This window comes from Streptomyces toxytricini, assembly GCF_014649915.1.
Lineage (GTDB): Bacteria > Actinomycetota > Actinomycetes > Streptomycetales > Streptomycetaceae > Streptomyces > Streptomyces toxytricini.
This window is the reverse complement of sequence record NZ_BMTY01000004.1, coordinates 24,908-42,869: the sequence shown is the minus strand read 5'-3', so window position 1 is coordinate 42,869 and position 17,962 is coordinate 24,908. Positions and strand designations below refer to the sequence as shown.

Sequence of the window (17,962 nt, the reverse complement as noted above, 5' to 3'; positions counted from 1 at the left end):
CGCGGGGCGGGAGCGTAGGCCGCTGCGCGGAGCCACTCCCCGCCCCGCCCTTCCACCGTTCCCCGGGCGCCGCCCGGACCCCGCCCACAGCCTCCGGCAACCGCCGCGGCACTGCGGCATGCCGACGGTCCGCTGCGACCGGCCTCCAGCACCGCACCCTGGGCCGGCCGCCGAGGCTCAAGGTGCGGCAACCGCCCGCCTTCGCGGCGCGGAGCGCCCGAGCTGCGACCGTCCCGGCCGGTACCGCCTGACGGCGAGCCGCCCCGCACCGCCGACGCGGTCCGCCTCGGCTTCGCCGTTTCCCGGGCTCCGCCCTGGACCGGCCCGGCGCCGTCCGGCCCCGACAGCGGCCGCGACCACCGTGCCGGGCGCATGGGCCCGGCCCGGCATCGCCCACGGCGGGCGCCCGGTCACGTACGCCCGTCGCGGGTTTCGGTGCGGCCTGCGCCGGCCTGCCCATCCGCCGGGACGGGGTCCTCGGCCGTGCCGCCCCGGACGGACCCGGGCTCCCGGCCCGGATGCCGGGCCGTGACCGGAAACCGCCCCAGCGCCCCGGCGGGCACCGGCCCGGCATCCGGGCACCTACCGGCACGCCCGTCCCGAGTCGGGACCAGGAACCCCAGCTCCGGCCCGGGTGCCGGGGCCGTGGCCGGGAACCGCAACGCGGAACACCCGTCGCGCCGCCCCGGCTCACGCCGGAACCGGCCGTCCGGGCGGGGCCCCGCCCGGCCCCGGGGCCCCGCCCGGCCCCGCCTGCCCCCTCAGGCCCCGAACGCCCGTGAAGCCGTGTGGATCAGGAGGCCCGCCAGCGCGCCCACCACCGTGCCGTTGATGCGGATGAACTGGAGGTCGCGGCCGATGTGGGCTTCGATTTTGCGGGACGTGTGTTCCGCGTCCCAGCCCGCCACCGTGTCCGTGATCAGCGAGGTGATCTCGGCCCGGTACGTCGTGACGACGTACACGACGGCGCCCTCGATCCAGCCCTCCAGCTTGTCCTGGAGCCGCCCGTCCGTGGCCAGGCGGGCGCCCAGGGACAGAAGGGACGCGCGGACGCGGAGCCGCAGTTCGCTCTGCTCGTCCTCCGCGGCCGAGAGGATCATCGCGCGGATCGCCGTCCACGCGGAGGCGATCACGTCCTGGATCTCCTCCCTCTCCAGGATCTCCGACTTCAGGCGCTCCACCCGCAGCCGCGTGGCCGTGTCCGCCTGGAGGTCGGCCGCGAAGTCGCGCAGGAAGCGGTCCACCGCCCCGCGCGCCGGGTGCTGCGGCATGTCCCGCATCTCCGTCAGGAAGCGGAGCAGCTCCTTGTAGACGCGCTCGCCGACCTTGCGGTCCACGAACCGGGGCGTCCAGCCGGGCGCGCCGCCCTGGACGGCGTCCATGACGGAGTCCGCGTGCGTGACGAGCCAGTCGTGGGCCTTGGCGCAGACGAGGTCGACGACCCGCCGGTGCCCGCCGTCCGCGACGACCCGCTCCAGGGTCTTGCCGATGCCCGGCGCGATCTCGGCCGTCTCGGCCCGCCGGGTGATCGCCTCGCCCACGACCGCCTGGACGTCGGAGTCGCGCAGCACCGTCAGCGCGCCGCGCAGGGCGGTCGCGAGCTCGGCGGTGACCCGGTCGGCGTGCGCCGGCTCCGCGAGCCAGGCGCCGAACCGGCTGCCGATCCGCAGGGCGTGCAGGCGGGCCCGCACCACGTCCGCGGAGAGGAAGTTCTCGCCGACGAACTCGCCGAGGGACGCCCCCAGCTGGTCCTTCTTCGTGGGGATGATCGCCGTGTGCGGGATCGGCAGGCCGAGGGGCCGCCGGAACAGCGCCGTCACCGCGAACCAGTCCGCGAGCGCGCCGACCATGCCCGCCTCGGCGGCCGCCCGCACGTAGCCCGCCCACGCCCCGGCGCCCGTGTGCTCCGCCCAGGTGGCCAGGACGTACACCACCGCGACCAGGACCAGCAGACCGGTCGCGGTCGTCTTCATGCGCCGTACGCCGCGCCGGCGCTCCTCGTCCGCCTCGCTGAACACGAAGCCGCCGAGGGCCGGGGCCGGGCGGCCACCGCGCAGAACTACAGCCCGGCCGGGCGGCGCGCCGCTGTCCGCGCCCGGTTCGGGGCTCCCGGCGGTGGTGCGTTCGTCCACGTGCTCCTGCCTTCTCCCGGGTGCCGGTCCTGTCTCACAGCATCCGACTCCCGGCACGTCCCGGGAGTTCCCGGCGCGCCGTCCTCACAGCTCCTTGCGCAGGTCGGGGCCGCCTCCGAGGCCCGGGTACCGCTTCGGCTCCTTCACCTTGATGTCGACGCCGCCCCAGAAGGCCAGCCCGGTGACCACGACGCGCGGGGCGCCCGGGGCCACCGGCCCCGTGCTGTGCCGCTGGTCGAAGGCGCCCATGATGCCGATGCCCCGCACGTCGACGTCCACGCCCGGCGGGACGGTGATCTCGATGCCTCCCATGATCGCGATGCAGTTGATGACCACCTCGCGCTCCGCGAAGTGCGCCTCGCGCAGGTCCAGCTCTCCGCCGCCCCAGAACGCCACCGCGTTGAAGCGGCCCGGCACCGTCCAGTTCCCGCGGCGCTGGAATCCCGACATGACCGCCACGGCCGTCGCCGACGCAGCCGGCACCCCGCCCCCGATCCGCCCGGCCCACGAGCCGGCGGCGGGCGCGGCGGCCGCACCGGCCGCAGCGACGCCCGCGGGGGCGGCGCCGGCGGCGGGCAGGTCCCGGGTCAGGGTCTCCAGCTGGGCGTACGTGCGCGACGCGTACGCCGACTCCAGCCGCTCCTCGAATTCCTCCATGTCGAGCCGGCCCTCCGCGAGCGCGTCGCGCAGACGCTCCACGACGCGGTCCCGGTCGGCGTCCGACGCCCGGAGTTCCGGCAACGGCTTCTGCGGCCCCTGGTGCTGCCCCTCGTCAGTCATGGGGCCAGCCTAAGCAGCGGGGAGCCCGCAGGTGTACGGGTTCAACCCCGCCTCCACCCCGGGCCCGGACCCTGATTCATCCCCCATTCCCTCCCTCCCCCTCCCTCTCAGCCCCGCCCTGCGTACATCCGTGCGATCACGTCCTCGATGTCCGGCTCGCGGACCGACAGGTCCGACAGCGGGTACCGGGCCGCGACCTGCGCCACCAGCGGCGCCGCTGACGCGCCCGCCGGGAACGCCAGCCACTGGCGCGGTCCCTCCACCTTCACGACCCGCGCCCCTTCCACGCACACCGCCGGAAGCTCCCGCTCCAGGTGCAGTACGAGCATCCGCTCGCTCTCCCCCGCCGCTCCGGCCGCATGCAGCCCGGCCGGCGTCCCGTCGTACACGAGCCGCCCGTGGTCGATCACCATCACCCGTCCGCACAGCTGCTCGATGTCCTGCAGGTCGTGCGTCGTCAGCAGCACCGTCGTGCCGCGCTCGGCGTTCAACTGCCGCAGGAACTCCCGCACCTTCGCCTTGCTGACCACGTCCAGCCCGATCGTCGGCTCGTCCAGGTACAGCACCTCCGGATCGTGCAGCAGCGCCGCCGCGATGTCCCCGCGCATCCGCTGTCCCAACGACAGCTGCCGCACCGGCACGTCCAGCAGCGGCCCGAGGTCCAGCCGGTCCACGCAGCGTTCCAGGTTCTCCGCGAACCGGGCCCGCGGGATCCGGTACAGCCGGCGCATCAGCCCGTAGCTGTCCTTCAGCGGCAGGTCCCACCACAGCGTGGTGCGCTGCCCGAAGACCACCCCGATGCGGTGCGCGAGCCGCATCCGCTCCCGCGCCGGGTCGATCCCGGCGACGCGCAGCCGGCCCGCGCTCGGGGTGAGGATGCCGGTCAGCATCTTCACCGTCGTCGACTTCCCCGCCCCGTTGGGCCCGATGTAGCCGACGACCTCGCCCCGCGCCACCTCGAAGCTGATCCCGTCCACGGCCCTGACCTGGTGTTTCTCCCGGCGCAGCAGGCCGGCCCGGCGCCGTACGGCGAAGACCTTCTCCACCCCGTGCAGCTCGATCAACACCTCCGGACCGCCGCCGTCCACACCTGCGTCCACACCCGCGTCCACACCTGCGTCCACGCCCACGACCCCTCAGCTCCCCGTGCTCCGGTACGAACGAAGCCCCGCGCGCCACGCCAGCGACGCGGGGACGAACAGCGCCAGCGCCACCGCCGGGCTCGCGAACGCCGCCCAGTCCGGCAGCCCCAGCGGATCGGGCCGCCCCAGCACGTACAGCGCGGGCAGCCAGTTGACGAAGGCCAGCGGAACGACGAACGTCACGCCGCGCAGCAGCTCCTTCGCGAACACCGTCGGCGGGTACTGCAGCATCGTGTTCCCGCCGTAGGTGAAGGAGTTCTGCACCTCCGCCGCGTCCCCCGCGACGAACTGGAACGCCGCCCCGGCCACCAGCACCGCCGCGAAGATCGCCGCCCCGGCCACCACCATCACCGGCAGCAGCAGCACCTTCGCGGCCGTCCACTCCACCTCCAGCCGCGACACCGCCCACGCCAGCACGGCCAGCCCCTGCACGACGCGCCCCACCCGGCGCAGCGCGAACCGGTCCGCCGCGACCTGCGCGAGGACCGGCACCGGCCGTACGAGCATCGTGTCCAGCGAGCCGTCGCGGATCCGGGAGCCGATCCGCTCGCTGCTGCCGAGCAGCAGGTCGGCCAGCCCGAGGGAGGCGGACGCGGACCCGTACAGCAGGGCCGTCTCGGGCAGCGTGAAGCCGCCCAGCGCGTCCACGTGCGTGAACATGATGGAGATCGCCACGAAGTCCAGGAACGTGATCGCCGCGTTCCCGCACACCGCCAGCACGAACGACGCCCGGTACGCCATCGTCGACCGGATCCACATCCCGACGATCAGCCGGTACCCGCGCAGTCCCGCGCCGGCCCGGCCCCACCACCCTGCCGCACCCGCACCGAACGCCCGCCGGATCGGCTCCGCGTCCCGCCGCGCCGCCGGTACGAGCACCTCCTCAGCCACCCTGGACCACCACCTTCCGCGTCGCGGCCGACTGCACCAGCCGCCCCGCCCCCAGCAGCAGCAGCGCCCACACCGCCTGGAAGCCCAGCGCCCGCCACACCTCCGCGGCGCCCGCATGCCGCCCCAGCAGCACGTCGAGCGGCACCTGCAGGATCGCCGCCCACGGCAGCACCCGCACCAACTCCCCGAAGCCGCCCGGGAAGACCGTCAGCGGCAGCAGCATCCCGGAGAAGAACACCGAGGCGACCACGGCCACCAGGTTGACGCCCGACCCGTCCAGCAGCCAGAACGCCGACAGCGCCAGCAGCCACCGCAGCGCGAAGCTCACCACCAGCCCCAGCAGCACCGACCCCAGGAACAGCAGCCAGCGCACCGGATCCGCCGGCAGCGCCAGCGGGAACACCAGCGCCCCCGCCACCAGCGGCACCAGCCCCCGCCCCAGCAGCTGGAACGCCGCCCGGCCCAAGTCCGCGGCCAGCCACCACAGCTGGAGGTCCGCCGGCCGGTACAGGTCCACCGCGATGTCCCCGGTGCGGATCCGCTCCTGCACCTCCTCCTGGAAACCGCCGCCGAGCAGCGCGCACGCCGCCAGCATCGACTGGCTCACCCACACGAACGCCAGCGCCTGCCCCTGGTCGTACCCGCCGAGCCCCGGCCGCTCGGCCCACAGCGCCATGTACGTACAGGCGACGATGAACCCGAAGGCAGTGTTCGTGAACACGCCCGCCGCCGTCGCCACCCCGTACGCCGCGTACCGCCGGAAGCCGCCGACCGCAACGGCCAGGTACAGCCCGGCTCTTCGACCCGTCCGCAGGTGCACCGTATCCCTCCGTTTTCCCACGTCGTTCCCACGTCGTCCCCGCATCGGCCAAAGACGCGCGAGCTTAGTGCGGAGGGGCGAACCACTGCGACCGGTTTACGCCCGTCCCGCTCGGAACGACCGGCCATCCGGTAGACACCTTTTTCGGTACGGACATGGATGTTTCGAACGGCCCCGAGGAGTCCTGGCGATGAGCGACCCGTCACCACCACCGGGCTGGCCCCCTCGCGACCCCGACACCCCCCACCGCGGTCCCGCCGCCCACCACGGCGCCGGCACGCCCCCGTACGCCGCCCCCGGCAGCCCGGACCGCAGGGGACGGCACAAGCGGACCGGCTGGCGCCGCCTGGTCCCCGGCTGGCGCCTCGCCCTCGGCACCGTGCTCGCGCTCGCGCTGCTCGTCGGCGGCGCCCTCGTCGCCGGCTACCTCCTCGTCGACATCCCGCCCGCCAACGCCGCCGCGACCGCACAGTCGAACGTCTACCTCTACTCCGACGGCACCCAACTCGCCCGCGACGGCGAAGTGAACCGCGTCAACGTCACGCTCTCGCAGATCCCCCGCACGGTGCAGGAAGCCGTACTCGCCGCCGAGGACCGGGACTTCCACTCCGAACGGGCCGTCGACCCCAAGGCGATGCTCCGCGCCGCGTGGAACACCCTCACCGGCAAGGGCCGCCAGTCCGGCTCCACCATCACCCAGCAGTACGTCAAGAACTACTACCTGGGCCAGGAGCAGACCATCAACCGCAAGGCCAAGGAGTTCTTCATCGCGATCAAACTCGGCCGCGAGAAGTCCAAGGCCTACATCCTGGAGGGCTACCTCAACACCAGCTACTTCGGCCGCAACGCCTACGGCATCCAGGCCGCCGCCCAGGCCTACTACGGCAAGGACGTCGGCCGCCTCACCACCGCCGAGGGCGCCTACCTCGCCACCCTCCTCAACTCCCCCAGCACCTTCGACGTCGTCACCCACCCCCGCAACCGCGACCGGGCCCTCGCCCGCTGGAAGTACGTCCTCGACGGCATGGTTAAGAAGCAGTGGCTCACCGAAGCCGAACGGGCCGCCACCGCCTTCCCCGAACCGGGCCGGATCCGCCCTGCCGCCGGCCTGTCCGGGCAGCGCGGCTACCTCGTCGAAGCCGTCAAGGACCACATCACCGAACGGGGCATCCTCGACGAGAAGACCCTCTCCGCCGGCGGCTACCGCATCACCACCACCATCGACCGCCGCAGGCAGGCCGACCTCGTCGAAGCCGTCACCGACCGCATGCTCACCCGGCTCGACCCCGCCGCCCGCCCCGTCGACCGGTTCGTCCGGGCCGGCGGCGCCTCCATCGACCCCGCCACCGGCAAGGTCCTCGCCATGTACGGCGGAATCGACTACACCCGCCAGTACGTCAACAACGCCACCCGCCACGACCACCAGGTCGCCTCGACGTTCAAACCGTTCGTGTTCGCCGCCGCCGTCGAGAACCGCTCCCGCACCCAGGACGGCCGGCCCATCACCCCCCACACCCTCTACAACGGCGACAACAAGCGCCGCGTCACCGGCACCCGCGTCTCCTACGCCCCCGAGAACGAGGGCCGGCAGTCGTACGGCGACATCACCGTCACCACCGCCACCGACCTCTCCGTCAACACCGTCTTCGCGCAGATGGTCGTCGACGTCGGCACCGACAGGGTGAAGCAGACCGCCATCGCCCTCGGCATCCCCGAGAACACCCCCAACTTCACCGCAGGCCCCGCCATGGCCCTCGGCACCCTCCAGGCCAGCGTGCTCGACATGGCCCAGGCGTACGCCACCCTCGCCGACCACGGCCGCCGCACCCCGCACACCTTCATCGAGAAGATCACCAGGGGCGGCGACACCCTGCCGCTCCCCGACCGCACCCCCGAGCAGGCCATCAGCCGCGAAGCCGCCGACACCACCACCTCGATGCTGCTCAGCGTCGTCGACAACGGCACCGGCACCGCCGCCCTCGCCGCCGGCCACCCCGCCGCCGGCAAGACCGGCACCGCCGAGGAGGACCGCTCCGCCTGGTTCGCCGCCTACACCCCGACCCTCGTCACCGTCGTCGCGATGATGGGCCAGGACCCCGACACCGGCACCCCGCAATCCCTGTACGGCGCCCTCGGCGAGACCCGCATCGGCGGAGGAGGCTACCCCGCCCGGATCTGGGCCCAGTACACCAGGAGCGCCCTGGAGGGCACCGACCCCGTCGACTTCGACCTCGACCTCCAGCCCGGCGCGGCACCCTCGCCGCCGCCACCGCCGCTGCCCGAAACGCCCGGGCCGTCAGGCGAGCCCACCGACCCCGAACCCGCCGGCCCGGGCGACCGGCCCGAGCAGCCCACCGGCGGCCCCGAGGAGGAGGGCCGCCAGGACGGCGACCGGGACCAGGACGGCCGGACCCCGGGCGGCAACCCCGGCAACACCGACGGCCCCGACCCCGACACAGGCGGCGGCCACACCGGCCCGGGCGGCATCGGAGGCCTCTTCCGCGGTGCCACCGGCGGCCACGGCACCGCCCGGGACACCCCCGGCCACAGCTCCCACGGCAGGCCCCGCCCGCCCACCGAATACCTGGAATGACGCCGAAGGGGGCTGAGGGCGCCGCACCCGCGGTCCCGACGGCCCGCGCTCAGTGGCCGGACGTCGCCTTCAGGCCCACCACCGCCACCAGCAGCAGCACGATGAAGAAGATCCGGGACGCCGTCACCGGCTCCCCCAGCACCGCCATCCCGAGCACCGCCGCACCCGCAGCACCGATTCCCACCCACACCCCGTACGCCGTACCGATCGGCAGGCTCCTGGCCGCGTACGACAACAGCAGCATGCTCGCGACGATGCCCGCACCGGTGAACACACTCGGCCACAGCCGGGTGAACCCGTCCGTGAACTTCATGCCGACCGACCAGCCGACCTCGAGAAGACCGGCGATCACAAGAAGAACCCAGGCCATGACAGACACCTCCGAGACGAGAACGGAACAGGTGCGTCGTCTTTTCCTGCCCGGTACGGCGCGTCTCGTCGGGTTCGCCACCCACCGTAGCAAAAGGCATGCGAAAGGGCCGGTGACCTCGGCCACCGGCCCCGCACACGGACAAGAACCCGAGGGGCCCCGGAACCCGGGAAATCTCGGAGATCAGAGATACAGACCGGTGGAGTCCTTCGCCCCCTCCAGCCGCTCCGCGGCCACGGCGTGCAGGTCCCGCTCGCGCATCAGCACGTACGTCGCCCCCCGCACCTCGACCTCGGCCCGGTCCTCGGGGTCGTACAGCACCCGGTCGCCCGGCTCCACGCTGCGTACGTTCTGCCCGACGGCGACCACCTCGGCCCAGGCCAGCCGCTTGCCCACGGCCGCCGTCGCCGGAATCAGGATGCCGCCGCCCGAGCGCCGCTCGCCCTCGGGCTTGTCGGACTTCACGAGCACGCGGTCGTGCAGCATGCGGATGGGCAGCTTGTCGTGGGTGGTGGTGTTGGTGTCGTCGCTCACGCCCCGAACCTACCCGCCCGCGCCCGGCCTGTCCGCCGCAGGGGTGGTCAGCGGCGGCGGCGCGCCGACACCACCAGCAGGCCGATCACACCCACGGCCACCAGCGCGACCGGCACGAGCCGCTCGATGCGCGGGGTGCCGTCCTCGTGCCGCAGGCCGTCCGTGACGTCCGTCCACAGGCGGTTCACGGCCACGACGGCCCGCCCGGCCGTCTCGTCGACCGTGGAGGCGACCTTGGCCTTCGCGTCCCCGACGATCGTCTTCGGGTGCATGCGCACACCGATCTCGTCGAGCGTCTCGGCGAGCTGCTCGCGGCGGCGGACGATGTCCGCCTCGATCTGTGCGGGGGTCCTGGCTTCCGGCACCGCGCTGCCTCCGTCGTCGTGGTCCTGTCCCATGGGGGCGTGATCCGCCGTGGACAGTCTGTCAGCTTAGTCTCGTCACGTAGCGATCCACCTCCCGAGGAGACTGTCGAGATGAGCGAGCGACTCCAGCCGGGCGACACCGCCCCCGCCTTCACCCTGCCCGACGCGGACGGCAACGACGTCTCGCTCGCCGACCGCCTCGGCCGCAAGGTGATCGTCTACTTCTACCCGGCGGCCCTGACGCCGGGCTGCACCAAGCAGGCCTGCGACTTCACGGACAACCTGGAGCTGCTGGCCGGCGCCGGCTACGACGTGATCGGCGTGTCCCCGGACAAGCCGGAGAAGCTCGCGAAGTTCCGCGAGAAGGAGAGCCTGAAAGTCACCCTTGTCGGCGACCCCGAGAAGAAGGTGCTGGAGGCGTACGGCGCGTTCGGCGAGAAGAAGCTGTACGGCAAGACGGTGACCGGGGTGATCCGCTCGACGGTCGTCGTGGACGAGGAGGGCAAGGTCGAGCGCGCCCTGTACAACGTGAAGGCGACGGGCCACGTAGCGAAGATCATCAAGGACCTGGGCATCTGACGCCCCCGCCCTCGGAACGGCCCGCCCCACCCCCGGGACGGGCCGTTCCGGCCATCTCAGCGGGCGCCGGCGGGACAACCGCCCGGGCAGCCTCCGCCACCCGCGCCCCAACTGCCACAGCCTGAGGGACACGTGGTGCCGCAGGCGCCGCCCAAGTCCTTCACCCCCGCGAGTTCCACCCCGTTAGACTGGGCGCAGCCCAGGCTGACCCAATGTCTGCATCGGGCAAGATGTCGCGGTTGTGGTGGAATTGGCAGTCACGCTGGGTTTAGGTCCCAGTGGGGTAAAACCCGTGGGGGTTCGAGTCCCCCCAACCGCACAGGTATGCAGAAGGCCCTGTACGCAGCCGCGTACAGGGCCTTCGCTGCATCACCGGCCTCAGCCCAGCAGGTCGCGGATGGCCGGGACCAGGGCGCGGAAGGCCTGGCCGCGGTGGGAGATCGCGTTCTTCTCGGCCGCCGTCAGCTCCGCGCAGGTTCGGGTCTCGCCCAGCGGCTGGAGGATCGGGTCGTAGCCGAAGCCGCCGCTGCCGGCCGGGGCGTGGCGGAGGGTGCCGGTGAGGCGGCCCTCGACGACGGCTTCGGTGCCGTCGGGCAGGGCGAGGGCGGCCGCGCAGGCGAAGTGGGCGCCGCGGTGCCCGTCGGCGATGTCGGACAGCTGGGCCAGGAGCAGCTCCAGGTTGGCCTTGTCGTCGCCGTGGCGGCCGGCCCAGCGGGCGGAGAAGATGCCGGGGGCGCCGCCGAGGACGTCGACGCAGAGGCCGGAGTCGTCGGCGATGGCGGGCAGGCCGGTGGCGACGGTGAGGGCGTGCGCCTTGAGGAGGGCGTTCTCGGCGAAGGTGACGCCGGTCTCCTTGACGTCGGGGACGTCGGGGTACGCGTCCGCGCCGACCAGCTCGTAGGGCAGGCCGGCGTCGGACAGGATGGCGCGCAGTTCGGAGATCTTGCCCTGGTTGCGGGTGGCCAGGATGAGGCGGGGCGGCGTCGAGGTCATGGCGCCCATTATTCCGTCCGGGCCGGTCCCGCCTGCGGGAGTCAGCCCGGGGTGCAGACCTTGGAGATCTCCTTGGCGGCGTCGGCCACGGGGGTGACGTCGGGGGCGGTGTTGCCGTTCTGCAGGGAGGTGCGGACGCTCTGGACGGCCTTGTTCATGGAGTCGATGGCCGTGCCGAGGTCGGTGTTGTCGGTCTGGTCGCCGATCTTCTTCAGGTTTTCGTCGATCTTGTTGAGGGCGTTCTGGGCGTCCTGCGGGCTGTTGCCGGCGTTGGAGACGGCCTGCTGGAGGTCGCCGACGCCTTCGGTGATGGCGACGGCGGTGTTGGCGCAGTCCATGGCGGTGGAGATCGCGTCGCAGGCGGTCAGGGCCGGGATGGCGAGTGCGGCGGCCGCCGCCGCGGCGGCTATGCGGAGCTTCATGCGTGTTCCCTCACAAGGTCGTGCGTCCGGTCGGTCGGCTGCGGAGTTCGGTGGGCTGCGGGGCGGGGATGTGGACGGGCGCACGGCTGTGACACCGTGCGCCCGTACTGGTGAGGACGCCGCGGGGCGCCCGGTGGTTCTCTCAGAGGCCGAGGGCGGTGCGCTGGATGGCTTCGAGGTCGGCGCAGCCGCCGGCGGCGAGGTCGAGGAGGGCGTTGAGTTCCTTGCGGTCGAAGGGTTCGCCTTCGGCGGTGCCCTGGACCTCGACGAAGCGGCCGTCGCCGGTGCAGACGACGTTCATGTCGGTTTCGGCGCGGACGTCTTCCTCGTAGCAGAGGTCGAGCAGGGGGACCCCGTCGACGATGCCGACGCTGACGGCGGCGACGGTGCCGGTGAGGGGCTTGCGGCCGGCCTTGATGAGCTTCTTGGACTGGCCCCAGGCGACGGCGTCGGCGAGGGCGACGTAGGCGCCGGTGATGGCGGCGGTGCGGGTGCCGCCGTCGGCCTGGAGGACGTCGCAGTCGAGGACGACGGTGTTCTCGCCGAGTGCCTTGTAGTCGATGACGGCGCGCAGGGAGCGGCCGATGAGGCGGGAGATCTCGTGGGTGCGGCCGCCGATCTTGCCGCGGACGGATTCGCGGTCGCCGCGGGTGTTGGTGGAGCGGGGCAGCATCGAGTATTCGGAGGTGACCCAGCCCTCGCCGCTGCCCTTGCGCCAGCGGGGGACGCCTTCGGTGAAGGAGGCGGTGCAGAAGACCTTGGTGTCTCCGAAGGAGATGAGGACGGAGCCCTCGGCGTGCTTGCTCCATCCGCGTTCGATGGTGACGGGGCGGAGCTGTTCGGGCGTACGGCCGTCGATGCGAGACATGGCGTCGAGCCTAGTGGGTGCGGGGGTACGCGAAGACCCCGTCGCGGCGGTTGGGGTGACGGGGTCCGGCGTGGTGGTGGCGCGGTGCGCTCAGGTCACATCATGTCTTCGATTTCGGCGGCGATGGGGTCGGCGTCGGTGCCGATGACGACCTGGACGGCGGTGCCCATCTTGACGACGCCGTGGGCGCCTGCGGCCTTGAGGGCGGCTTCGTCGACGAGTTCGGGGTCGTTGACCTCGGTGCGCAGGCGGGTGATGCAGCCTTCGACTTCTTCGATGTTGTCGATGCCGCCGAGCCCGGCGACGATCTTCTCAGCCTTGGTGGCCATGCGTTTCTCCCTGTTTTCCGAAGAACGGTCTCGGCGGTCCCGGGCGGGCCGCGGGAACCGTTTCGTCACGGTAGCCCACTGTTGGCCCAGTTTCGCGAGCGCGGTTCCTGCGTCTGCCGAATGATGACGATCAGCAGCAACCTGCCTTCCGGGCGGGCGTATGCGCCCGCACCGGGAGTGGTCTACACCAGTGTGCCGCACGGACCGCACGTGCCCAAACGGGCCCGCGAGGGAGGAAGCCGATGAGCGCGAACGGCAGTGCGGCGGCGGCGCCGCGTCAGCAGTGGTGGAGCGGCTTGTTCCAGGGGCTGCAGAAGATGGGGAGGAGTCTGCAGCTTCCGATCGCGGTGCTGCCTGCGGCGGGCATCCTGACCCGGCTGGGCCAGGACGACGTGTTCGGGCCGGACGGGCTGGACTGGGACGTAGTGGCCAAGGTCATGGCCGGGGCGGGCGGTGCGCTGCTCAATCCGGAGCTGGGGCTGCCGCTGCTGTTCTGCGTCGGCGTGGCCATCGGGATGGCGAAGAAGGGGGACGGTTCGACGGCGCTGGCCGCGGTGGCGGGCTTCCTCGTGTACCGGGGGGTGCTGCGGGCCTTTCCGAACGAGTGCCCCGAGGGGACGCGGGTGGTGGGGACGGGCTGCCTCACCGACGACAACAACACGTTCGTGGAGTTCTCGTACCAGAACCCCGGGGTGTTCGGCGGGATCGTGATGGGCCTGCTGACGGCGTGGTTCTGGCAGCGGTACCACCGGGTGAGGCTGGTGGACTGGCTGGGCTTCTTCAACGGGCGGCGGCTGGTGCCGATCATCATGTCGTTCGTGGCGATCGGGTTCGCGGCGCTGTGCCTGTGGGTGTGGCCGGCGGTGGGCGCGGGGCTGGAGAGCTTCTCGGACTGGCTGACGGGGCTGGGCGCGTGGGGCGGCGGGATCTTCGGAGTGGCGAACCGTGCGCTGCTGGTGATCGGGCTGCACCAGTTCCTGAACGTGCCGGTGTGGTTCCAGTTCGGGAGCTATACGACGCCGGACGGGGAGACGGTGCACGGCGACATCAACATGTTCCTGAACGGGGACCCGGAGGCGGGCCTGTTCCTGACGGGCTTCTTCCCGATCATGATGTTCGCGCTGCCGGGAGCGGCGCTGGCGATCACGCACTGCGCGAAGCCGCAGCGCCGCAAGGAGGTGGGCGGCCTGATGCTGTCCGTGGCGCTGACGTCGTTCGTCACGGGGATCACGGAGCCGCTGGAGTACTCGTTCCTGTTCGTGGCGCCGGCGCTGTACGCGGTCCACGCGCTGCTGACGGGCGTGTCGATGGCGGTGACGTGGGCGCTGGGCGTGAAGGACGGGTTCAGCTTCTCGGCCGGGTTGATCGACTACGTCATCAACTGGGGGCTGGCGACGAAGCCGTGGCTGATCATCCCCATCGGGCTGGGTTTCGCCGCGGTGTACTACGCGGTCTTCCGCTTCGCGATCACCCGGTTCGACATCCCGACGCCGGGGCGGGAGTCGGACGAGGAGATCGAGGCGATGCAGGCCGACAACACCAAGGCCTAGCCGCTCCCCGCACTTCCTCCGCCGGTCGGCGCAGGCCCTCGGACCTCGGTCCGGGGGCCTTCCGCTTGCCCGGATCCGAGCCGCGGGAGTGCCCGCGGGAAGGGGTGTGCCGCGGGGCGCACCCGGGGCGGCGGAATGTGGCGCAGGCCACAGAAAATCGAAGGTTCCTTATCTAACCCCGACCGTGCTACAACTGGTCTACACCACGCATTGGTGTAGACCACGCGGGTCCATCGGGAGTCCGCGTCACCCCCGTCGAAGACGTCGCCGTCCAGCCCTTGCTCCTTTGGCGGCGCCTGCCCTCTGGAGGAAGTTGTGACCACGGCTGCCGCCCCCGCGGCCGAGAAGAAGAAGGGCGCCGGCGCGATGGCTGTCATGCAGCGCATCGGCCGCAGCCTCATGCTCCCCGTCGCGGTGCTGCCCGCCGGCGCGCTCCTGATCCGCCTGGGCCAGGATGACATGCTCGCCGACAAGGACCTGCCGTCGTTCCTCAACACCATCGGCGGCTACATGGCCGCCGGCGGCGAGGCGATCATCGGCAACATGGCGCTGCTCTTCGCGGTCGGCATCGCCATCGGCTTCGCGAAGAAGTCCGACGGCTCGACCGCGCTCGCGGCCGTGACCGGCTACCTCGTCTTCCAGAAGGTCCTCGCCACCTTCACCGACCCGAACCTGCCGAAGCTGTCCAAGGTCGTGGACGGCAAGATCGTACAGGTCGAGGCCCCGGTCGACGCCAAGGTCCTCGGCGGCGTCGTCATGGGCATCGTCGTCGCCCTCCTCTACCAGCGCTTCTACCGGACCAAGCTGCCGGACTGGGCGGGCTTCTTCGGCGGCCGCCGCCTCGTCCCGATCCTCTCCGCCTTCGCGGGCCTCGCCATCGGCATCGTCTTCGGCCTCGTCTGGCCGGTCCTGGGCTCCGGCCTGCACAACGTGGGCGAGTGGCTGGTCGGCTCCGGCGCCGTCGGCGCGGGCATCTTCGGTGTCGTCAACCGTGCGCTGATCCCGGTCGGCATGCACCACCTGCTGAACTCCTTCCCGTGGTTCCAGGCCGGCGAGTACAACGGCAAGAGCGGCGACATCGCCCGCTTCCTGGCGGGCGACCCCACCGCCGGCCAGTTCATGACCGGCTTCTTCCCGATCATGATGTTCGCGCTCCCCGCGGCCTGCCTCGCGATCGTCCACTGCGCCCGCCCCGAGCGCCGCAAGGTCGTCGGCGGCATGATGTTCTCCCTCGCGCTCACCGCCTTCGTGACCGGCGTGACCGAGCCGATCGAGTTCACGTTCATGTTCATCGCCCCGGTCCTGTACGCGGTCCACGCAGTGCTGACGGGTATCTCCATGGCGCTGACCTGGGCGCTCGGCATGAAGAGCGGCTTCGGCTTCTCCGCCGGTGCGATCGACTTCCTGCTGAACCTGGGCATCTCCACCAAGCCGCTGGGGATCGTCCTGGTGGGCCTGTGCTTCGCCGTGGTCTACTACGCGGTCTTCCGCTTCGCGATCATCAAGTGGAACCTGCCGACGCCGGGCCGCGAGTCCGACGAGGAACTCGCCGAGCTGCAGAAGGCCGAGGCCAAGTAAGGGCGCAGCCCCAGCCGGAGCGCCGAAGCCCCCGCTCTCCCGTCAGGGGAGGGCGGGGGCTTCGCCGTACGCGGGACCGGGGCCGGTGCTCAGACCTCGTACACGGCGCCCGCGTACGCCAGGTCCACCGGACCGTCGTACACGGCGCGCGCGTCGGCGAGGTTCTGGCGGGCGTCCGTCCACGGCGGGATGTGGGTGAGCACGAGCCTGCCGACGCGGCCGTCGCGCGCGCACTCGCCCGCCTCGCGGCCGTTGAGGTGGAGGTCGGGGATGTCCTCCTTGCCGTGCGTGAACGACGCCTCGCACAGGAACAGGTCGACGCCCTCCGCGAGCGCTCCCAGTTCCGCGCAGACCCCCGTGTCGCCCGAGTAGGCCAGCGAGCGGCCGCCGTGCTCGACGCGGATGCCGTACGCCTCCACCGGATGGCTGACCCGCTCGGTGCGGACCTGGAACGGGCCGATCTCGAAGGCTCCGGACTTCAGGGTCCGGAAGTCGAAGACCTCGCTCATCGAGCGCTCGTCGGGGACGTCCTCGTACGCGGTCGTCAGGCGCTTCTCGGTGCCTTCCGGGCCGTAGACGGGGAGGGGGCCGCAGCGGCCGCCCTCGTGCCGGTAGTAGCGGGCCACGAAGTACCCGCACATGTCGATGCAGTGGTCGGCGTGCAGGTGGCTGAGGAAGATCGCGTCGAGGTCGTACAGGCCGCAGTGGCGCTGCAGCTCGCCGAGGGCGCCGTTGCCCATGTCGAGGAGCAGCCGGAAGCCGTCGGCCTCGACGAGGTAGCTCGAGCAGGCCGATTCCGCGGACGGGAACGACCCCGAGCAGCCGACGACGGTGAGCTTCATGGAGTGACAACCTCCGGGACGGTCCGTGGACGGAGTGCGGGCCGTGCGTGGGTCGAGCGTAAGGCGCGAAACGTCGGGTCGCTCCTCCGCGGCAGGCCGTTGTGGGGGGAATCACCTGTGCTGTCACCCGGCAGAGCGATACGGGGCCCGGGAGTTGCCGCGGAGGGGGCGGCGCGGTCGGTGGTTGCGCTGCCGTGCCGGGGGGTGGGGGCGCGACTACCGTCGGACTATGGACACGTCCTGGTGGCCGGCGGCCGCGGCGGTGGTGGCCGTGCTGCTGCTGGTGCTGGTCGCGGGCATGCGGCCGGGCGCGGGCCGGCGGGCGCCGCCGCCGCACGGGCGGGGCCCGGCGCCGCAGCCGCGGCCGGGCGAGCTGTGGCGCCTGGCGGACGGGCGGCCGTGCCTGGTGCTGGCGTCCCGGCCGGTACGGGCGCACCGGGCGCGCGTCGCGTGGATCAGCGGGAAGTACGACGACCGGCGGGCGGGGGTGATCCCGCTGCCGCCGGGGACGGTCGGGGTGACGGCGGGCCGGGTGGGGTACCTGGAGGCGGACCGCCCGGCGGAGGTGTGGGTGTGGGAGTTCCGGAGCCGGCTGGGCACGCTGGATCCGGCGGTGTGGGACGAGGTCAAGGGACTCGGAGGAGGACGCTGATGGCGCGGGCGGCGGTGCGGGTGCGGCGCGTGTACGACCCCCCTGAGCCGGGGACGGACGGCGTACGGGTGCTGGTGGACCGGCTGTGGCCGCGCGGCCTGGCGAAGGCGGACGCGGCGGTGGACGAGTGGCCGAAGGCGGTGACCCCGTCGGCGGAGCTCCGCAAGGAGTACCACGCGGGCGGTGTCTCCGCGGAGGAGTTCCGCGAGCGGTACGAGGCGGAGCTGGCGGAGCCGGAGCCCGCCGCGGAGCTGGACCGGCTGCGGGGGCTGGCGGAGCGGGGCCCGCTGACCCTGCTGACCGCGGTCCGCGAACCGGACTCCAGCCACGCGGCGGTCCTGGCGGCGCTCCTGTCCCCCTGACCGCCGGGCCTCGGGCGGAAGCCGCCGGGTCCCCGGGCGGCCTCGGGCGGAGGCCAACGGACCTCGGACGGGGCGCCGACGGATCTCGGGCGGAGGACGGCAGCCGTCGGGCACCGGGACGCCGGCGCTGGCGGACCGTCGGGCGGAAGCAGCCGGGCCG

19 protein-coding genes, 1 tRNA gene and 1 riboswitch are annotated in these 17,962 nt (G+C 72.5%); of the genes, 7 read left to right on the top strand and 13 right to left on the bottom strand.

What is annotated here, in order from left to right:
- Nucleotides 1-761 precede the first annotated feature (761 nt).
- The 5 genes from IE170_RS06140 to IE170_RS06120 form a co-directional block, all read right to left on the bottom strand.
- Entirely contained in the window at nucleotides 762-2,057 is a 1,296-nt protein-coding gene (locus tag IE170_RS06140; protein WP_189808486.1) for a DUF445 domain-containing protein, read from the bottom strand.
- A gap of 159 nt (nucleotides 2,058-2,216) precedes the next feature.
- A complete protein-coding gene (locus tag IE170_RS06135; protein WP_189808270.1) occupies nucleotides 2,217-2,912 on the bottom strand; it encodes a DUF1707 SHOCT-like domain-containing protein in 696 nt (231 codons plus the stop codon).
- 107 nt (nucleotides 2,913-3,019) lie between these two features.
- A complete protein-coding gene (locus tag IE170_RS06130; RefSeq protein WP_373298958.1) occupies nucleotides 3,020-4,024 on the bottom strand; it encodes an ABC transporter ATP-binding protein in 1,005 nt (334 codons plus the stop codon).
- Between the two features lie 24 nt (nucleotides 4,025-4,048).
- Nucleotides 4,049-4,945 (bottom strand): ABC transporter permease, encoded by an 897-nt coding sequence (locus IE170_RS06125; protein WP_373298949.1) that lies wholly within the window; start codon nucleotides 4,943-4,945, stop codon nucleotides 4,049-4,051.
- Nucleotides 4,938-5,765, bottom strand: a complete 828-nt coding sequence (locus IE170_RS06120) for an ABC transporter permease (RefSeq protein ID WP_229884611.1) — start codon at nucleotides 5,763-5,765, stop codon at nucleotides 4,938-4,940. Before IE170_RS06120 ends, IE170_RS06125 begins: the two co-directional genes overlap by 8 nt.
- 190 nt (nucleotides 5,766-5,955) lie before the next feature.
- Here IE170_RS06120 and IE170_RS06115 point away from each other — a divergent pair, with 190 nt between their 5' ends.
- Nucleotides 5,956-8,358 (top strand): transglycosylase domain-containing protein, encoded by a 2,403-nt coding sequence (locus IE170_RS06115; protein WP_189808267.1) that lies wholly within the window; start codon nucleotides 5,956-5,958, stop codon nucleotides 8,356-8,358.
- 49 nt (nucleotides 8,359-8,407) lie between these two features.
- Here the strand turns inward: IE170_RS06115 and IE170_RS06110 are convergent, their stop codons facing one another.
- The 3 genes from IE170_RS06110 to IE170_RS06100 form a co-directional block, all read right to left on the bottom strand.
- Nucleotides 8,408-8,728 carry a DMT family transporter gene (locus IE170_RS06110; protein WP_189808266.1) on the bottom strand — a complete coding sequence of 107 codons (321 nt, stop codon included), beginning with the start codon at nucleotides 8,726-8,728 and terminating at the stop codon, nucleotides 8,408-8,410.
- Between the two features lie 30 nt (nucleotides 8,729-8,758).
- Nucleotides 8,759-8,824: riboswitch (guanidine-III (ykkC-III) riboswitch) on the bottom strand.
- Nucleotides 8,825-8,911: 87 nt separating this feature from the next.
- Entirely contained in the window at nucleotides 8,912-9,214 is a 303-nt protein-coding gene (locus IE170_RS06105; RefSeq protein WP_189808484.1) for a GroES family chaperonin, read from the bottom strand.
- A 95-nt stretch (nucleotides 9,215-9,309) separates the two neighbouring features.
- Nucleotides 9,310-9,627: a DUF3618 domain-containing protein gene (locus IE170_RS06100; protein ID WP_189808483.1), complete on the bottom strand. Its 318-nt coding sequence runs from the start codon at nucleotides 9,625-9,627 to the stop codon at nucleotides 9,310-9,312.
- Nucleotides 9,628-9,738: 111 nt separating this feature from the next.
- On the opposite strand from IE170_RS06100, the gene bcp reads away from it, so the two are divergent.
- Together bcp and IE170_RS06090 are read left to right on the top strand one after the other, a co-directional pair.
- Nucleotides 9,739-10,206, top strand: coding sequence for a thioredoxin-dependent thiol peroxidase (bcp, locus tag IE170_RS06095; RefSeq protein WP_189808265.1), 468 nt, complete (start codon nucleotides 9,739-9,741; stop codon nucleotides 10,204-10,206).
- 235 nt (nucleotides 10,207-10,441) lie between these two features.
- A tRNA-Leu gene (locus IE170_RS06090) sits at nucleotides 10,442-10,525 on the top strand.
- A 59-nt stretch (nucleotides 10,526-10,584) separates the two neighbouring features.
- On the opposite strand, the gene rdgB is transcribed toward IE170_RS06090, so the two are convergent.
- From rdgB to IE170_RS06070, 4 genes are all read right to left on the bottom strand, one after another.
- Nucleotides 10,585-11,199, bottom strand: a complete 615-nt coding sequence (rdgB, locus tag IE170_RS06085) for an RdgB/HAM1 family non-canonical purine NTP pyrophosphatase (RefSeq protein WP_189808264.1) — start codon at nucleotides 11,197-11,199, stop codon at nucleotides 10,585-10,587.
- Nucleotides 11,200-11,240: 41 nt separating this feature from the next.
- On the bottom strand, nucleotides 11,241-11,621 hold the full coding sequence (locus tag IE170_RS06080) for a hypothetical protein (RefSeq protein ID WP_189808263.1): 381 nt from the start codon (nucleotides 11,619-11,621) through the stop codon (nucleotides 11,241-11,243).
- Nucleotides 11,622-11,763: 142 nt separating this feature from the next.
- Nucleotides 11,764-12,489: a ribonuclease PH gene (gene rph / locus IE170_RS06075; protein ID WP_125547799.1), complete on the bottom strand. Its 726-nt coding sequence runs from the start codon at nucleotides 12,487-12,489 to the stop codon at nucleotides 11,764-11,766.
- A gap of 95 nt (nucleotides 12,490-12,584) precedes the next feature.
- Entirely contained in the window at nucleotides 12,585-12,887 is a 303-nt protein-coding gene (locus IE170_RS06070) for a PTS sugar transporter subunit IIB (protein WP_260616029.1), read from the bottom strand.
- Between the two features lie 173 nt (nucleotides 12,888-13,060).
- On the opposite strand from IE170_RS06070, the gene IE170_RS06065 reads away from it, so the two are divergent.
- Together IE170_RS06065 and IE170_RS06060 are read left to right on the top strand one after the other, a co-directional pair.
- A complete protein-coding gene (locus IE170_RS06065) occupies nucleotides 13,061-14,368 on the top strand; it encodes a PTS transporter subunit EIIC (RefSeq protein WP_189808262.1) in 1,308 nt (435 codons plus the stop codon).
- 366 nt (nucleotides 14,369-14,734) lie between these two features.
- On the top strand, nucleotides 14,735-15,946 hold the full coding sequence (locus tag IE170_RS06060; RefSeq protein WP_189808482.1) for a PTS transporter subunit EIIC: 1,212 nt from the start codon (nucleotides 14,735-14,737) through the stop codon (nucleotides 15,944-15,946).
- An 89-nt stretch (nucleotides 15,947-16,035) separates the two neighbouring features.
- Here IE170_RS06060 and IE170_RS06055 read toward each other — a convergent pair whose 3' ends face one another.
- Nucleotides 16,036-16,788: an MBL fold metallo-hydrolase gene (locus IE170_RS06055; RefSeq protein ID WP_189808261.1), complete on the bottom strand. Its 753-nt coding sequence runs from the start codon at nucleotides 16,786-16,788 to the stop codon at nucleotides 16,036-16,038.
- A 229-nt stretch (nucleotides 16,789-17,017) separates the two neighbouring features.
- Between IE170_RS06055 and IE170_RS06050 the strand changes: the two genes are divergently transcribed.
- Nucleotides 17,018-17,440, top strand: coding sequence for a hypothetical protein (locus IE170_RS06050; protein ID WP_189808260.1), 423 nt, complete (start codon nucleotides 17,018-17,020; stop codon nucleotides 17,438-17,440).
- Nucleotides 17,440-17,802, top strand: a complete 363-nt coding sequence (locus IE170_RS06045; protein WP_189808259.1) for a DUF488 domain-containing protein — start codon at nucleotides 17,440-17,442, stop codon at nucleotides 17,800-17,802. The genes IE170_RS06050 and IE170_RS06045 overlap by 1 nt, the downstream gene beginning before the upstream one ends.
- Nucleotides 17,803-17,962: the final 160 nt, after the last annotated feature.

Bases quoted from the DNA above. Each gene is read 5' to 3' on its own strand.
- rdgB (WP_189808264.1), bottom strand. From the start codon at position 11,199: ATGACCTCGACGCCGCCCCGCCTCATCCTGGCCACCCGCAACCAGGGC.
- IE170_RS06115 (WP_189808267.1), top strand. From the start codon at position 5,956: ATGAGCGACCCGTCACCACCACCGGGCTGGCCCCCTCGCGACCCCGAC.
- bcp (WP_189808265.1), top strand. From the start codon at position 9,739: ATGAGCGAGCGACTCCAGCCGGGCGACACCGCCCCCGCCTTCACCCTG.
- rph (WP_125547799.1), bottom strand. From the start codon at position 12,489: ATGTCTCGCATCGACGGCCGTACGCCCGAACAGCTCCGCCCCGTCACC.
- IE170_RS06060 (WP_189808482.1), top strand. From the start codon at position 14,735: ATGGCTGTCATGCAGCGCATCGGCCGCAGCCTCATGCTCCCCGTCGCG.
- IE170_RS06055 (WP_189808261.1), bottom strand. From the start codon at position 16,788: ATGAAGCTCACCGTCGTCGGCTGCTCGGGGTCGTTCCCGTCCGCGGAA.
- IE170_RS06045 (WP_189808259.1), top strand. From the start codon at position 17,440: ATGGCGCGGGCGGCGGTGCGGGTGCGGCGCGTGTACGACCCCCCTGAG.
- IE170_RS06065 (WP_189808262.1), top strand. From the start codon at position 13,061: ATGAGCGCGAACGGCAGTGCGGCGGCGGCGCCGCGTCAGCAGTGGTGG.
- IE170_RS06110 (WP_189808266.1), bottom strand. From the start codon at position 8,728: ATGGCCTGGGTTCTTCTTGTGATCGCCGGTCTTCTCGAGGTCGGCTGG.
- IE170_RS06135 (WP_189808270.1), bottom strand. From the start codon at position 2,912: ATGACTGACGAGGGGCAGCACCAGGGGCCGCAGAAGCCGTTGCCGGAA.
- IE170_RS06105 (WP_189808484.1), bottom strand. From the start codon at position 9,214: ATGCTGCACGACCGCGTGCTCGTGAAGTCCGACAAGCCCGAGGGCGAG.
- IE170_RS06080 (WP_189808263.1), bottom strand. From the start codon at position 11,621: ATGAAGCTCCGCATAGCCGCCGCGGCGGCGGCCGCCGCACTCGCCATC.
- IE170_RS06050 (WP_189808260.1), top strand. From the start codon at position 17,018: ATGGACACGTCCTGGTGGCCGGCGGCCGCGGCGGTGGTGGCCGTGCTG.